The organism is Paenibacillus sp. FSL H8-0122, from assembly GCF_038005345.1.
In the GTDB taxonomy this organism is placed as follows: Bacteria; Bacillota; Bacilli; order Paenibacillales; family Paenibacillaceae; genus Paenibacillus_AQ.
Map to the genome: position 1 here is coordinate 3654787 of NZ_JBBOTB010000001.1, position 15585 is coordinate 3670371.

Consider the following 15585-nt stretch of genomic DNA (forward strand, 5'->3'; position numbering starts at 1 on the left):
GCATGCACTCTTTAAACTTGCATGTCTATGTAAGCGTCATTAATATTATAGATATAAATTCATAGAATTCCAAAGGAGTTGTTTATTATTCGTTACGGAACGTTGGCGCATACTGCCGGCTGCCTGCCGCTTAAGGAATTGACCTCCGCTCTTCAGACCTACAATATTGATTTCGTACAGCTCGCTCTGTCCAAAGCCATACAGGATATCGACCTCTCCCCGGGCAAGCTGAGTCCTGGACTAGCCTCCTATATCGGTGAGCAATTCGACAGGGCCGGTATCCGCATTGGCGTGCTTGGCTGCTACATCAATCCGATCCACCCCGATCCTGCGGTCCGCCGGGCGGAGATCGACCGCTTCAAGGAGCATCTGCGCTATGCCCGCCTGTTCGGTGCCCCTATGGTCGCCACGGAGACGGGAGCACTCAAGACCTTCCAGGAGCTTGATCCTTACCGCTATGAGGAGCTCGGCTGGGATGCCCTTAAGGCAACGATTGAGGAGCTGGCAGAGGAGGCGGAGAAGTGGGGCGTATTCTTAGGGCTTGAAGGCGTCAGTACCCATACCCTGTCCTCTCCAGCCAAAATGCGGCGCATCCTCGACGAGGTGCCTTCCAGCTCCATCGGTGTCGTATTCGACCCGTGCAACCTGATCGGTGAAGAGGTTCATCTCCAGGATGAGATCGTCGATCAATCCTTCAGCCTGTTCGGCGACCGGATCATCCTCGCCCATCTCAAAGGAATCTATGAAGACGGCGGACACATTCGTCACGGCGCTCCCGGAGCCGGACTGTTCCACACCGCTGAGTTCCTGAACAAGCTTGAGGCGCATAAGCCGATGATCGATGTCTCGCTGGAGGATGTCACCAGCCTGGAGATCCGGGACACTGTGAATCTGCTGCGCAATCTGCGCAAATCGTTATAATCCAGCCATACCCCCATTTCCTCCAAAAGTACCGCTTAGCGGTACTTTTCGCTTTTCACTGAATAAAATAGTATACCTATCGCATTTTTGCAGGGCGATTGTACAGAAAGGAAGGGATCACAGATGCGGTTCACTTTCCCCATTCTTACCTTAAGCCATGGCGGGGCACAACGCATGCTCGTGGAGCTTACGAACGGTCTTACGGCCCGGGGCCACCAGGTTGTGATTGTCATGCCGCTGGGAGGGGATGTTTCCTATGACGTCCGTTCCACTCTGCTGATTACCGACTACCCGCTGCTCCGTGAATCCGATTTTCCGGTCAGTGATATCATCGTCTCCAACTTCTACACTACGGTTCCGGTCTCACAGGCAGCCAGCCTGAGCGGCAAAGGCATGCATATCCGCCTTTCTCTATGCTATGAACCTCTTTTTCTCCCGCAGAGCGAGATATCCTTCCCCTCTTACCACATTACCGATAAACTAATTGTCCTCTCCAGATGGCAGCAGGAGTTGATTAGGCTCAGTCACGGCATCAGCGGAAGCATTGTACCGGTAGGGATCAGCGCTTCATTCCGAAATATGAATATCCGCAAGGAGCTTCAGGAGCCGCTGAATATTACAGCGATTCTGCGCAAGGTGGAGCACGGCTTCTCCTGGCACCGCGAGCAGGATTATCTGGTGAATCAGCTGGATATCGTGAAGCAGAACTTCCCGTGGGTCAATATCAATTTCATCAGTCCGCCGGATGAATGCTTCACTTCTGATACACTGAGAAGAATGATGGACAGCGGCAAATACCGCTTCTTCACGCCGCTCAATGACGAGGAGCTATGCTATCACTATAACGGTGCTGATATTTTTGTCAGCTCCAGCATTTTCGACACCGGCTCATTGCCCGGGCTGGAGGCGATGCGCTGCGGGGCGGCGGTAGTCTCGGTATACTCGGGAGGAAATCTGGAGTATGCCCGCCATGAGGAGAACTCCTTGTTGTCCTACCGGTATGAGAACCGGCTTGCGGCGGATGTGATGCGGCTCATTCAAGATCCCGTACTCCGGAACCGGATCGCCGCGCGCGGTGAGAGCGATTCAAGATCATGGACCTGGGAGAACAGTGTCAAAATCATGGAACGGACAGCCGCTGCTTTTTTAAAGGGGAACGGTGCGGGTAAAGCGCGCTCCAGCCGACCTTTTGCAGAGAATGGGTAGAGGTCCCGGAGAATGCAGAAAAAGGTCCAACTTATGAGGATGGGGTTGAACCTTTTCTGTATTATCCACTGATCCGCCAGAATACTGCCGGCAAACCTAAGAACCCATGACATCTATACATAGGCACGGCTGCATGTATGGTTTACACTGATTGTATATACACTAGGGTTATCGGAGGCGGGAGCATGAACAGGAATGAGGAGCAGCAAGAGTCCATGGGGTCTCAGTTCAAATATATGGTCAGCGGGGATTCTATCTCCAAGGGCGTTGTGTATGACGAGACCCGAAGCAAGTATGTCATTCTGGAGGATAATTATGTATCCATGCTTCAGGGCAAGCTCAAGGGAGCTATGCGCAATACTGCCAGATTCGGCAATACGCTGATGAAGGGCTTCGGCAATCTGAAGCGGGATGTCCTGAAGGAGAAGCCGGATGTGGTGCTGATTGAATACGGCGGCAATGACTGTGACTACCACTGGAGTGAGATTGCGAGCAATCCCGAGGCAGAGCATAGTCCCAAGACAGATTTTCCGGCCTTCGAGCGGATGCTGGCTGATATGATCCATTTCCTGAAAAACCAGGGAATCACGCCAATCCTGATGAGTCTGCCTCCGCTGAATGCGGACAACTACTTCAAGTGGGTCAGCGGCAACAATCCCGATTCCGAAGTGAACATTATGAAGTTCCTCGGCAGCGTCACCAAAATCTACTGGTGGCAGGAGCGTTATAACTCCGCTATCCTCAAGGTCGCCGAGAGCACCAGGACCAAGATTATCGATGTCCGGGGTGCCTTCCTGCAGCAGCCGGATTATACCAAGTTCATCTGCCGGGACGGCATCCACCCCAACCGGGAGGGCCACCGGATTATCTACGACAAGGTGCTGGAATTCATCCGCATGAGTGAACCCCAGCTGCTGCTGGAGCCTGCGGCAATGCCTGGACATCCGTAGACAATAACAAGCGCTCCCCCAGCCTTGGCAGGGGAGCGCTTGTTATGTGTTCAGGGCTGCTGCAAGGAGACATACTTGTCGCCCAGTAGCTTCTGGAAGTAATTCCGGTTATACAGCATGCTGGGATGGCCGGGGGAATGAAGCAGCGCAGTCTCATTATAGCGGTTGGCCCGTTCATGCTGGCCCAGCCGGTCATAGCAGAGCGCAAGCTGCAGATTCGGAATCCAGGTGGCGAAAGCCTCATTCTTCATCGCCATGGACTCCGCCTGTCCGGGCAGCTGAATAGCAAGCTCAAACCAGTAGATTGCCGGATGAAGCTGGCCCTTCTCCAGATGCCAGGCCCCTATCCGGCAGCAGCCTTCGGCACGCGGGGCATCATATTGCAGCGTGCGGGTGACCGCAGTGAAGGCCGTTTCCTTGTCCCCAAGCGCTTCCAGGCATTCGGCCAGCCGCAGGCAGGCCTGAATATTATCTTCAATCCAGCCCTGCCCACCGCTGAGGAACAGCTCGTAATACCGGCGGGCCTCCCGGTGAATTCCGTGGTCGCGCAGCTCATTGGCGTAATAATATTGATCACGCGCAGAGAAGCTCTCTCCTTCCGCTTCCCGTTTACGGTAGATCTGCAGATTGCGGTCCGTGTACGCTTTATCCTTCTCATGGGTGACACAGACTCTGCTTGCCAGCGACGGGCCGTACACCTCCAGATATTCATGCACCGGACCGATCCAGCGGAACCCGCACGCCCGGCGGACCAGCCGGTTGCGCCGCAAGGAGGTCGTCACCCTTCCCTCCCCGTCAAAAGCGAGATTATACTGCATATTCACACTGTCCACCTGCTCCGGCAGCGAAGACTTCAGCTCCCTGAACAGCGCCTGATCCTCTTCTCTCAGATAGTCGTCCGCATCCAGCCAGAAGATATAATCCCGGGTCGCCTTGCTGAAGGCGTAATTACGGGCAGCGGAGAAATCGTCAATCCAGGTAAAATCATAAATTGCGGCTCCAAAGGCACCGGCAATCTCCTTGGTGTGGTCTGCCGATCCCGTATCTACAATGACGATCTCATCGACCAGCCCTTCCACCGAAGCCAGGCAGCGGGGCAGGCTCTTCTCCTCATTGCGGACAATCATGCATAAACTGATCTCAATCATGGCAGCCTCCTGAATACATAATCCACTAGACTACCATGATATGCAGTGCAGCAGCCGGCAAACCCATGCTCTCACCCAAGGGCAGCGGTGCGTTTTTGGAGCTTATACTTTTTTTGCGGACTAAGCCGATGATTTTTGTTATAATAAGCAGCATACTATTTATATACAAGAAGGGGACGTTACCTTTGTCAAAAATCATTAAGACATTAACCATTGCCGGCAGTGACTCCAGCGGAGGCGCAGGCATTCAGGCAGACCTCAAAACCTTTGAGGAATACGGTACTTACGGCCTTAGTGCCCTGACTACCATTGTAACGATGGACCCTGACCGGGGCTGGCATCATAATGTATACCCTGTCGATGCTGCCATCGTTGCCGAACAGCTTAAGACAATCTTCGCCGGCGGTCCTGTGGATGCCATGAAGACTGGTATGCTCGGCAGTGTGGACATTGTTAAGGTTACTGAACAGGCCCTGAAGAGCAACAAGCAGACCAATGTCGTGATCGATCCGGTTATGGTATGTAAAGGCGAGGATGAAGTACTGAACCCGGAGAGTGCAGATGCCATCCGCGATCTGCTGCTGCCGCTGGCTACGGTGGCTACTCCGAATCTGTTCGAAGCCGGAGTGCTCTCGGGTCTCGGCAAGCTGACTACGCTTGATCAGATGAAGGAAGCTGCCCGCCTGATCCATCAGCTCGGCACCCGGAATGTTGTCGTCAAGGGCGGCAAGGCGCTGGGCGGCGACAAGGCGATTGATATCTTCTTCGACGGCAGCGAATACCTCGTCCTGGAGACTGCGAAGATCGAGCCTGCCCATAACCATGGAGCGGGATGCACCTTCGCCGCAGCGATTACCGGCGGACTGGCTAACGGCTTGTCGGTGAAGGATGCTGTGGTGAAGGCGAAAGATTTCGTATCTGCCGCCATCCGCAATGGCTATGCGTTCAATGAGTATGTCGGTCCTGTATTCCATGGGGGCTACCGCTTAGAGCAGTAAGATCAGACCCTTAACAAGCATATAATAGAGCAATAGGCATACCAAAAACCTCTCTTCCTGATGACTGTCCGGTCCATCGGTGAAGAGAGGTTTTTGGTGTACTGTGTATCCTGCTTACTTAACGGGCGGCTCCTCCGCAATATGCTTCACGAACGCCAGCATCTTATCTTTGTCCTTGTCATTCAGTACACCGATAATGATGGATTTCGCATTATAATTGATAGGCAGCTCTGAGATGAACGGAGATTTCAGAATATCTACACCATACAGCTCATTCTTGCCCGTGTCCTCATTGACTCCCCACTGCATGCGGGTATCGTCAGCGGCAAGCTTCCCGTCCGCTGTGATCGGCTCCAGATTCTGGAATCCGGTCTGTCCGCCGATCCACTTGACGGTGGCCTCATCCAGAATGAGGATATCCGGCCGGTTCGCCGCCAGCTCCACAACTGCCTTTTGCATATAATTCATATCCAGCGAGTCGGAGCCTTCGCCCGTTCTGGGCAGGTAAGTCATCACCGTCTCCACCCGCTTCCATTCCGGATAAGCCGCGATGATCGCCTTCTCCAGCTCCTCGGTCTTGCCGCTGGTATCCGTGACTCCGAAGCTGCCGATGAACATAATCTTAGCATCTACTGGCGGCAGAGAAGCCAGATATTGTCTATGCTGATAATTGTCATAGAGGGCCTTCCCGCCAAAAATCACTACCAGCAGCCCGATAATGCCGAGGATCACATGTGTCCGGTATAGCCGCATGAAGGTCTCCCACTTGCTTGCCGTACCGGAGAAGCGTCCATACTTGGCAAGCCGCTCGTCTTCAGCCTTCTGGATCTCCTGCTCATCCCAGGTATCGAGAATCAGCTTGTACGCCCGGAAATCCGCTTCGTAAGCTGCTATCTCTTCCTCTGTGGTCAGGGCGCGTCTTCGCTTCAGGAGCAGATCGAACCGCTTGTTCAGTTCCTCTCTGGTTACGGTTTCAGGTAATCCTAACTGTACATACGCTTGCTTCAGGTTCTCGTTCACATTGAATTCTCCTTTGATATGGATGATGCCGTAGTTCTATATTAACAGACTTCACCCTGTATTCTCCACTCGCGCTATAGACGGGCAGCAATGCTCTGTTTCAGAAGCACTACAGCATCCCTCCGCTCTTTTGTTTCCTGAATTCGGTGGGCGTAAGCCCGGCATGCTTCTTGAACTGCTTGGAGAAATAGAACAGATCGCCGAAGCCGAGCTGATCGGCAATCGCGCTGACCGAACCGGAGGTGGTGGTCAGCAGCTCTTTGGCCTTTTCAATCTTTTGCCGGGTAATGTACTGGATGGGGGGCACGCCGATCTGCTGCTTGAACAGGCGCATGAAGTAGTTCGGATGCATGTATGCAATCTCGGCAAGATCATGAATGCTCATATTCTGCTCGATATTCTCCGCGATATAATCCAGGACAGCCGTCAGCTTCCGGGCCGCCCCGAGATTCTTATAAGAGAGCTCATCCAGCTTGAGGTTCATCAGGTAATAGGACATCAGCTCAAGCAGTTTGCTTCTCGCCAGCAGCGGGGCGTAGACCGCGTCAGATCTGGCACTGTCGGTGATCCCCTTGAACGCCGCCTCAACCGCAGCAGAATTCTCAGGAAGACAGACATGGCTCAGCTCAAGCACACGGAACAGGTTCATCTGCCCGACCTTGGCACTGAAATGACACCAGTATTTGAGAAAGGGACGTTCGCTGATGCAGGCATAGGATTGCCTCACCCCCTCCGGCATTAGAATCAGCTCACCCGGCTTCGGATAATACTCCTTATCCCCGATCTTCAGCCAGCCTTCTCCGCCAATTATGTAATAGAATTTGCTGTAATCCGGAGTGTAGTCCAGATCCTTCCAATCCATAGAGCATTCGTTATAGTCGGCTACAATCAGGTCAACCTTGAGATTGGCCAGGTAGCTGGTAAGCAGATTGTGGGAGTCCATGGGACAGACCGCCTTAAAGGTTATTTTTGTACATCAAAAAGTTAGCACCGTACATTCTTACCCGCCCTGCCGCCCGGTACAATAAAGGCATTACTTCATACACAGGGAGATGACTGGCTCATGATGAACACAACTGATTATCTGCAGGTTATTGACGAGACGATTAAGAACGGCCCTTACAAGGCGAATTGGGAATCGTTAAGCGCCTATGAGGTGCCGCAGTGGTACCGCCAGGCCAAATTCGGGATCTTCATTCACTGGGGGCTGTATTCGGTTCCGGCCTTCAGCAATGAGTGGTATTCACGCAATATGTACATTCAGGGCACGAAGGAATATGAGCATCATCTGGCAGTCTACGGGAACCACAAGACGTTCGGGTACAAGGACTTCATTCCCCTGTTCACAGCGAAGCAGTTCGATCCGGCCGGGTGGGCTGCATTATTCAAGGCCTCCGGCGCCAGATATGTCATTCCCGTGGCAGAACACCATGACGGCTTCCAGATGTATAAAAGCGCTGTCTCTCATTATAACACTTATGACATGGGTCCCGGACGGGATATTCTCGGCGAGCTGAAGGCAGCCTTCGCAGAGCAGGGGCTGGAGCTGGGCGTCTCCTCCCACCGTGCGGAGCACTGGTTCTTCATGTCCCACGGCAAGGAATTCGACTCCGATATCCGCGAGCCGCTTGTCCGCGGCGACTTCTACTGGCCGGCTATGCCGGAACCGGATCATCATGATCCGTACGGCTCTCCCCCGTCCGGGGAGTATCTGGAGGACTGGCTGATCCGCTGCTGCGAGCTGGTCGATCAGTACCAGCCCAAGATTTTTTACTTCGACTGGTGGATTGAGAATGCGGCCTTCCGGCCCTATCTGCAAAAGTTCGCGGCCTACTACTACAATCGCGCGGCAGAGCGCGGAATGCCGGCGGCTATTAATTATAAGCATGATGCCTTCATGTTCGGCAGTGCGGTCCCCGATGTCGAGCGCGGGCAATTCGCCGGGCTGAAGCCCTTCTTCTGGCAGACAGATACCGCGGCAGCGCGTAATTCCTGGTGTTATACGGAGAATAACGACTACAAATCCGCCGCAGAAATCATCCGCGACCTGGTCGATATCGTCAGCAAGAACGGCAATCTGCTCCTGAACGTGGGGCCCAAGGCCGATGGCAGCTTCGCAGAGGAGGACCAGGCGATTCTGACGGCCATCGGCAGCTGGCTGGGAACAAACGGAGAAGCGATCTATGATACCTCCTTCTGGCGCACCTTTGGGGAAGGGCCTACACGTATTGAAGAAGGACAATTTACCGATGGCCAGGCCAAAACGTTCACACCGGAAGATATCCGCTTCACTGTAAAAGGCAGCTGCCTGTATGCGACAGTACTGGTGTACCCGGAGGATGGTATCGTGCGCATCCAGTCGCTCCGGGAGAAATCCCCCTGCTTCGAGGGAATCCTGAGGGACATTACAGTCCTCGGTTTCAGTGAGCAGCCCTCCTGGGAACGGGATACTGAGGCCTTAACGATCCGTACCACTACGGTCACAAGCGCCTTGCCGGTTGTGTTTAAGCTGGAGCTTGTGTGAGCTATCTATGAAGCCGCTCCTCTAGTCCAATCCATGCAGACCTCTCCACTCTTCCGGCTGCATGCCGGTAATCCGTTTGAAGACAGCACAGAAATAGCTGACATTCTCGAAGCCTGCCCGCTGGGCGATTTCATAGATCCGCTGCCCCCGGCTGCTGAACATCAGCTGCTTGCTCCGGTTGACCCGCTGCTTGTTAATATAGGCCACCGGCCGTTCACGGACGGTCCGCTGGAACAGCCGGCACAGATACTGCGGCGAGACTGACGCCACTTCGGCCAGCTCCTTCAGCAGCAGCGGGCGGTGCAGGTGAAGCTCAATATATTGCAGCACCGGCTTCATCCGCGCAAGCTCATTGTCCTCATTCGAGGCCGGAAGCAGGCTGCGCTTCAGATCCAGCAGCAGGGCATACAGCAGCTTGGAACGCTCCATGTTGTCCTGAAGCTCATTGCCGCAGGAGAGCGTAAGCATCTCCTCAAGCGGAGCAAGGATGGATTCTGCTCTGAGGCGTCCCACCCCGGACTCCCGTATTCCGGCGTAGAGCAGCATCTGGGCTGCTTCTCTTCCGTTGAAGGAGATCCAGGCCAGCTCCCATTCGCGGGTAAGCGGCGTATAAGAGTGGGGCACATCCGGGTAGAGACAGAAGATATCACCCGCCTCGGCAATATAGGATTTCCCCTTGATATTCACTTCACCCTTGCCGCCAAGGACCTGGTGCAGCTGATAATCCGGGAAGCCCGCAGGCCGGGACATCTCCCCCTGATGCTCCCAATACCCGATGGTCATGGGATACAGGGGCAGCAGAAGCATATCTTCCATTTCGCAAAAGATCATCGTACTGTCCATAGCAGCCTCCCTCCAGATGCAATCTGGCATCACTTAGTTTCATATTCTATTATATCTAAACAAAATCATTATATATACCCAGAACATTTCCCATCCTATAATATGAATATAACAATATAAGGAGATGTTAACTTGCGCAACAAACTCTCATATCAGCAGCCTGCCAACGGATATCCCGAATGGAACAATAATCCTGAGATTTTTCAATTGAACCGTATAGATGCCCACGCCTCCATGATGTCCTTCCCGGCAGCAGCCGACGCTCTGCAAGGGGATAAAGCGTCCTCATCCCGTTACCAGACGCTGAACGGAACATGGAAATTCGCGTTTGCCGAGACACCGGATGCACGGATCAAGGACTTCTATAAGGCCGGATACGACTCTGCCGGCTGGGCAGATATCGCCGTCCCTTCCCACTGGCAGTTCCAGGGATATGATTATCCCCAATACACCAATGTACGCTATCCTTGGGAAGTATCCGAGCCGGATCTGAAGCCTCCCTTCGCTCCGACGGTATACAATCCGGTAGGCTCCTATATCCGTTCCTTCAGCGTTCCGCAGGATTGGGACGGACAGCCGGTATTCCTCAGCTTCCAGGGTGTGGAATCCGCCTTCTATGTATGGGTGAACGGCGAACTTGCCGGATACTCTGAGGATACCTTCACACCGTCAGAATTCGATATCACCGCCTACCTGCTTCCCGGCGAGAACAAGCTGGCCGTTGAAGTCTACCGCTGGTGTGATGCGAGCTGGCTGGAAGATCAGGACTTCTGGCGTCTGAGCGGGATCTTCCGCGATGTCTATCTCTACACTGCGCCTCCGGTACGGGTAGCCGACTTCTTCGTCCGCACCGAGCTGGACAAGAGCTTCACCGATGCGGAGCTGCAGGTCGACCTGACTCTGGAGAACTATTATAACCGGGTCATCGGGGCACACACCGTTGAAGTACAGCTCTACGACAGCAAGCAGCAGCCGGTATGGGCTGCGCCGGTGTCCGCCGGATTTGCTTTTGAACAAGAAGGAACTCAGCTGCTTAAGCTGTCCGCAGCCGTGAAGAACCCGCTGAAATGGAGCGCGGAGAAGCCTAACCTCTACACCCTGCTGATTTCGGTGAAGGACGATCAGGGACAGCTGCTGGAAGCGCTCAGCTGCAAGACGGGCTTCCGGACCTTCGAGATCCGGGACGGCCTGATGAAGATTAACGGCAAACGGATTGTATTCAAGGGAACGAACCGCCATGAATTCTCCTGCGATACCGGCCGTGCGCTCTCCAAGGAAGATATGATCACCGACATTAAGCTGATGAAGCTGCACAATATTAATGCCGTGCGGACCTCCCACTATCCGAATCAACCGGTATGGTACGAGCTGTGCGACGAATATGGTCTCTATGTGATTGACGAGACGAACCTGGAGACACACGGCTCCTGGCAATACGGGCAGAAGGAGCTGCATGAGGGGAACGTTCCCGGCAGCCGCCCGGAATGGCGCGCGAACGTCATTGACCGCTGTAACTCCATGATGCAGCGCGACAAGAACCACACGTCCGTCATTATTTGGTCGCTTGGCAACGAATCCTTCGGCGGCGATAACTTCCTGGCCATGTATGACCACTTGAAGCAAGCTGACCCGACCCGTCCGGTGCATTATGAAGGCACTTATCATTACAGACCTTCGGACGCGGCCAGCGATATTGAATCGACGATGTACATCAAGCCGGATGAAGTCGTGGAGTACGCTCTCAGTAATCCGAAGAAGCCGTACATTCTGTGTGAATACAGCCATGCCATGGGCAACTCCTGCGGCGGCCTGCAACTGTACACGGAGCTGTTCGACAAATATGACAGCATTCAGGGCGGATTCATCTGGGACTGGGTGGATCAGGCGATCCGTACAACCACTCCTGAAGGCGTGTCTTATCTGGCTTACGGCGGGGATTTCGGGGAGAAGCCGCATGACGGCAACTTCAGCGGCAACGGGCTGCTGTTCGCGGACCGCAGCGTGACGCCTAAGCTCTACGAGGTGAAGAAATGCTATCAGAATATCACCATCACCGCACTGGATCTGAAGAGCGGGAGCTTCGAGGCCCGCAACAACTTCCTGTTCACGGATCTGGCAGACTATCAGCTGAGATGGACGCTGGCTCTGAACGGCGTAGCGGCCCAGGAAGGACAATTGCCGCTCTCCGCAGCGCCTGGCGAAGCAGCCGGCTTCACCGTTCCGCTGGATTCAGCGCTGCTTGAATCGGACAAGGAAGCTGTGCTTACAGTGTCGTTCGTTCAGGAGAGCGCAACCGCCTGGTCTGAGGCCGCGCATGAAGTTGCCTGGGAACAGTTCGTGTTAACCCCGTATATCCCGTCCCGTAACCCGGAACTTTCGGGCGGCACCCTGCAAGTGAAGGATCAGGATGGCTTCGTGAACTTCGAGGGCAACGGATTCGCGCTTGCCTTCGAGACAGCAACCGGCGCGCTTGTCTCGCTGAAGTCCTCCGGGAAGGAGGTTCTCGTCGCACCGGCCAGACCTAACTTCTGGAGAGCTGTAACAGACAATGATCTGGGCAACAAGCATCCTGAGCGCTGTGCGATCTGGAAGGAAGCGTCCTACGAGCGTCAGCTGGCCCGGTTCAGCTGCCGTGTGGAAGGGGGCCTCGGCTTCGTGACCGCTGACTATCTGCTGGGTTCGCAGCTGCAGTCCACCCTGCGTGTTCATTACGAGATTCGTACGGATGGTTCGGTCGAGATTGTACAGGAGCTTAACCCGGGCAGCAGCGCCCTGCCGGAGATCCCGGAATTCGGGATGGTCTTCGAGCTGGACAGCAGCCTGGACACGGTCTCCTGGTACGGCCGCGGGCCGCATGAGAACTATTGGGACCGTAAGTCCGGAGCTCCGTTGGGGCTGTACACAGGCAAGGTCAGCGAGCAGTTCACGGATTACCTCCGCCCGCAGGAGTGCGGCAACAAGACGGATGTACGGTATGCTTCCGTCACCGCAGGACACGAAGGACACGGATTATCCGTGGAGGGCGCGCTGCCGCTTGAAGTCAATGCACTTCCTTGGTCTCCGGCTGAGCTTGAAGCCAGCGACCACGGCTACAAGCTGCCAGCCTCTGACAAAACCGTGCTGCGTGTCAATTACAAGCAAATGGGCGTGGGCGGCGATGACAGCTGGGGTGCGCCAACCCATGAGCAGTTCACGCTGCCTGCCAACCGTCCGTATACCTTCAAGTTCAAGCTCGCCCTGCTATAAACTGCCTTCTCCCTTAAGGCAGCTCAGCACAATGTCTGTAACTAGCTGAAGAAAGCTTTCCATAATTGCCCGGAAGGGGGTTATGGAAAGCTTTTTCTTTGTTATAGATTCTACCTCTGGAGCTCTCCGGGGATACAATTATACTCTTCTGTATGTACACTGCTCTCTAGAGAGCAAGAATAGTCGTAATAACACTTTGCTTGGCGAATCAGCACTTCCTTTGTCACCTGTGCAGGGGGCCGCCGAAGAATAGCGAATAACTCATAGAAGACTACTACACCGGAGGGATTGAAATGGAAATTCTGAAAACAAAGGAAGCTGCGGAGCTGCTGTCCGTTAGCCAGACTACGATCAAACGCTGGGCGGCCATGTTCCCCGATTTCTTTCCAAAGGACCGTCTTGGACATTATACCTTCTCGGAGCAGCAAATCAGCCAGCTCAATCATATTAAAGACCGTATTAATCAGGGGGAAGCACTGGAAGGCATAGATCCGGATCTCACGAACGACAAGCTGCCAAGGGGCCCGCTGCAAGCGAATCCAAGCCTATATACAGATGGTGACCCTATGAATAAAATATGGTCCCGGATCGAGTATATTGAACACACACTGGATCAAAAAGCGAGCGAGATCGTTTCGGTACAGCTGCTCCAGCAGCGTGCAGAGCTTGAGGATATGCGAGTAATGATTAAGCAATTATCCGCAACGCTGGAAACGATGCAGAAGCCCGGCAGTCCATCCCCCTCCCCGCATGAAGAGCTTTATCCGGTTGCCGCTGGCAGGCTGATGTCTCCACCAAGGAAGCGCGGTCTATTGCGCTCTTTTTTCCCATTTCTATAACCCTGTCTCTTTCAGCCTCTACTCCACCATTTTAAATCTGATGCTCTACTAGTGTGAATACTTCGCTAATCCAGCCTCTATATTATCCCGGTGAGGAGATATTGTATGTCAGACACCGCCGTAAGAATCCGGGATGAGATCCTGGACTCCATCACAGAACAATTCGGGTTGCATGTCACTGAAGCGGTCCAGATCGATCAGGGCTTCCTGAATCTGAAGTGGAGGCTGGACAGTGATCAAGGCCGTCTGTTCGTGAAGCAGTACAGTAAAATCCGTTACCCTGAAGCCCTCACCCGCGGACTGGAAGTCTCCTTAAGCCATCAGGATCATCTGTACCGGGAAGGCCTTCCTGTTCCGAAGTTATTTTCGCACGCCGGAAATTATGTATTGAGAACGCCTTCACAGGAACGTTACGTGCTGATGACCTTGTGTGACGGGCACAGTATTGCCCCCGGCTCGGCCACGGAGCAGCAGATGTATTCGCTGGGCAGGGTAGTCGGCCGGATGCACAAGTTACTTAACGCCCAGCCTGCTTCGTTGCCGCTGTACTGGGAGGTCCGCAGCCAGGCGTCTATGGTGAGAAACTGGGAGGCACGCTATCATCAGGCTACCGCCCGGCAGAGCGAGGATACTCTATCGGCGCTTGAGCTTCAGCGGAGGATCATCGACCGGATGGACACCGGCATCTTCGCGGACTGCGAACGGGGCTGGGGGCACCGGGACCTGTTCGTGGATAATATACTGTTCAGCGCAGATCAGGTGGCGGCGATCCTTGACTTCGACCGGCTGCATTTCGTCTACCCGGAGTTCGATATAGCCCGGCCGATCCTCTCCTGCGCGTTATCTGAGGACGGAATCGGGCTGGACCGGGTACGGGCCTTCGTGACGGGCTACCATGAATATACTCCCTTGCCTGCAAGTACACTCATCCGGTCAGTGAAATTAACCTGGTGGAAGGAAGCCGAATGGATTGCTGTGCCTCAGCAGGATGAATTCCCGCCGCTCGTCCGCTTCCGTCAGGAGAATCATTGGATCGCAGCCAACTGGGACCGCTTGAATGATATTTTTGCCGGGATCTGAGGGATTGTCCTTAGCTCTGATACAGCCGGATGCCCGACACCGTCATTACCGCAGGCAGCGCAGCTTCATCTACCGCGACAGGGTCATACCATCCGCCAACGGCAAGATTAAGCAGCAGATAAAAGGGCTGGTCGAACGGCATCCCCGGCTCAAGCCGCCGCTCGGCATAGCAGTGCCCGTCCACCAGCCACCTCATGGAGCCTTCCTCCCATTCCAGCGTGTACTCCCGGAATTCGTTAATCGTCCCGCGCTCCAGCTCATGGGTGAATTCTTCCACGACCTTCCGCTCAAGATCCGGCCCATAATGCAGCGTTCCTGCTATGTGCCGGGGCAGGCGGCCCTTCGCCTCCAGGATATCGATCTCGCCGGAAGCGGGCCAGGGGCCGTAGGCCTGATCCTGCGGAAGCAGCCAGATGGCCGGCCAGATGCCCTGGCCTACCGGCAGCCTGGCGCGTACGACCAGCCTGCCGTAGCAGTAAGCGAAATGATCCCTCGTATCCATTCGTGCCGAGGTGTAAGCGAAGCTGCGGCCCTCCTGACGGGTCACCTCGCGGCGCGCACAGAGCTGCAGTCCCTCTGCGCCAATCGAGAGATTCTCCGGCCGCCCCGTATAGAATTGCTGCTCTCCATTCCCCCAGCCCGGGAAGATTGCATTTCCGATATTGTCCAGCAGATCATTGCCCATGCGGATGTTCCATAGCTTCAAATCAGCAGTCCCCCCCTGGAAATCCTGCTCCCATACCAGTCTGTTCATCGTTTGGCACACTCCCTTCAGTTAATCACAGCATACTTAATTTCGGGGGCCGGTCA

13 protein-coding genes are annotated in these 15585 nt (G+C 54.5%); 8 read left to right on the forward strand and 5 right to left on the reverse strand.

The features are described 5' to 3' along the window. Positions 1-78: 78 nt before the first annotated feature. From NSS64_RS16075 to NSS64_RS16085, 3 genes are all read left to right on the forward strand, one after another. Positions 79-921 (forward strand): sugar phosphate isomerase/epimerase family protein, encoded by an 843-nt coding sequence (locus tag NSS64_RS16075; protein WP_340992446.1) that lies wholly within the window; start codon positions 79-81, stop codon positions 919-921. A 123-nt stretch (positions 922-1044) separates the two neighbouring features. Continuing rightward, on the forward strand, positions 1045-2127 hold the full coding sequence (locus NSS64_RS16080; protein ID WP_341140760.1) for a glycosyltransferase family 4 protein: 1083 nt from the start codon (positions 1045-1047) through the stop codon (positions 2125-2127). A gap of 185 nt (positions 2128-2312) precedes the next feature. Then, complete coding sequence (locus NSS64_RS16085) at positions 2313-3077, forward strand: SGNH/GDSL hydrolase family protein (RefSeq protein ID WP_051478358.1); 765 nt, start codon at positions 2313-2315, stop codon at positions 3075-3077. A gap of 50 nt (positions 3078-3127) precedes the next feature. On the opposite strand, the gene NSS64_RS16090 is transcribed toward NSS64_RS16085, so the two are convergent. Continuing rightward, complete coding sequence (locus NSS64_RS16090; RefSeq protein ID WP_341140761.1) at positions 3128-4225, reverse strand: glycosyltransferase family 2 protein; 1098 nt, start codon at positions 4223-4225, stop codon at positions 3128-3130. A 185-nt stretch (positions 4226-4410) separates the two neighbouring features. On the opposite strand from NSS64_RS16090, the gene thiD reads away from it, so the two are divergent. Beyond that, positions 4411-5223: a bifunctional hydroxymethylpyrimidine kinase/phosphomethylpyrimidine kinase gene (gene thiD / locus NSS64_RS16095; protein WP_340941592.1), complete on the forward strand. Its 813-nt coding sequence runs from the start codon at positions 4411-4413 to the stop codon at positions 5221-5223. Between the two features lie 114 nt (positions 5224-5337). Here thiD and NSS64_RS16100 read toward each other — a convergent pair whose 3' ends face one another. Next, a complete protein-coding gene (locus NSS64_RS16100; protein ID WP_209875639.1) occupies positions 5338-6243 on the reverse strand; it encodes a hypothetical protein in 906 nt (301 codons plus the stop codon). A gap of 109 nt (positions 6244-6352) precedes the next feature. Continuing rightward, positions 6353-7186, reverse strand: coding sequence for a helix-turn-helix domain-containing protein (locus NSS64_RS16105; RefSeq protein WP_341140762.1), 834 nt, complete (start codon positions 7184-7186; stop codon positions 6353-6355). 120 nt (positions 7187-7306) lie between these two features. Here NSS64_RS16105 and NSS64_RS16110 point away from each other — a divergent pair, with 120 nt between their 5' ends. Further along, positions 7307-8767: an alpha-L-fucosidase gene (locus tag NSS64_RS16110; RefSeq protein ID WP_341140763.1), complete on the forward strand. Its 1461-nt coding sequence runs from the start codon at positions 7307-7309 to the stop codon at positions 8765-8767. A gap of 21 nt (positions 8768-8788) precedes the next feature. Here the strand turns inward: NSS64_RS16110 and NSS64_RS16115 are convergent, their stop codons facing one another. Further along, complete coding sequence (locus NSS64_RS16115; RefSeq protein WP_341140764.1) at positions 8789-9610, reverse strand: AraC family transcriptional regulator; 822 nt, start codon at positions 9608-9610, stop codon at positions 8789-8791. 132 nt (positions 9611-9742) lie between these two features. On the opposite strand from NSS64_RS16115, the gene NSS64_RS16120 reads away from it, so the two are divergent. The 3 genes from NSS64_RS16120 (at position 9743) to NSS64_RS16130 (ending at position 14775) form a co-directional block, all read left to right on the forward strand. Then, positions 9743-12856 carry a glycoside hydrolase family 2 TIM barrel-domain containing protein gene (locus tag NSS64_RS16120; RefSeq protein ID WP_341140765.1) on the forward strand — a complete coding sequence of 1038 codons (3114 nt, stop codon included), beginning with the start codon at positions 9743-9745 and terminating at the stop codon, positions 12854-12856. 293 nt (positions 12857-13149) lie between these two features. Next, on the forward strand, positions 13150-13695 hold the full coding sequence (locus NSS64_RS16125; protein ID WP_341140766.1) for a MerR family transcriptional regulator: 546 nt from the start codon (positions 13150-13152) through the stop codon (positions 13693-13695). 105 nt (positions 13696-13800) lie between these two features. Beyond that, positions 13801-14775 (forward strand): phosphotransferase, encoded by a 975-nt coding sequence (locus NSS64_RS16130; RefSeq protein WP_341140767.1) that lies wholly within the window; start codon positions 13801-13803, stop codon positions 14773-14775. A 10-nt stretch (positions 14776-14785) separates the two neighbouring features. Here the strand turns inward: NSS64_RS16130 and NSS64_RS16135 are convergent, their stop codons facing one another. Next, entirely contained in the window at positions 14786-15529 is a 744-nt protein-coding gene (locus NSS64_RS16135) for a glycoside hydrolase family 16 protein (protein WP_341140768.1), read from the reverse strand. Between the last annotated feature and the right edge of the window lie 56 nt (positions 15530-15585).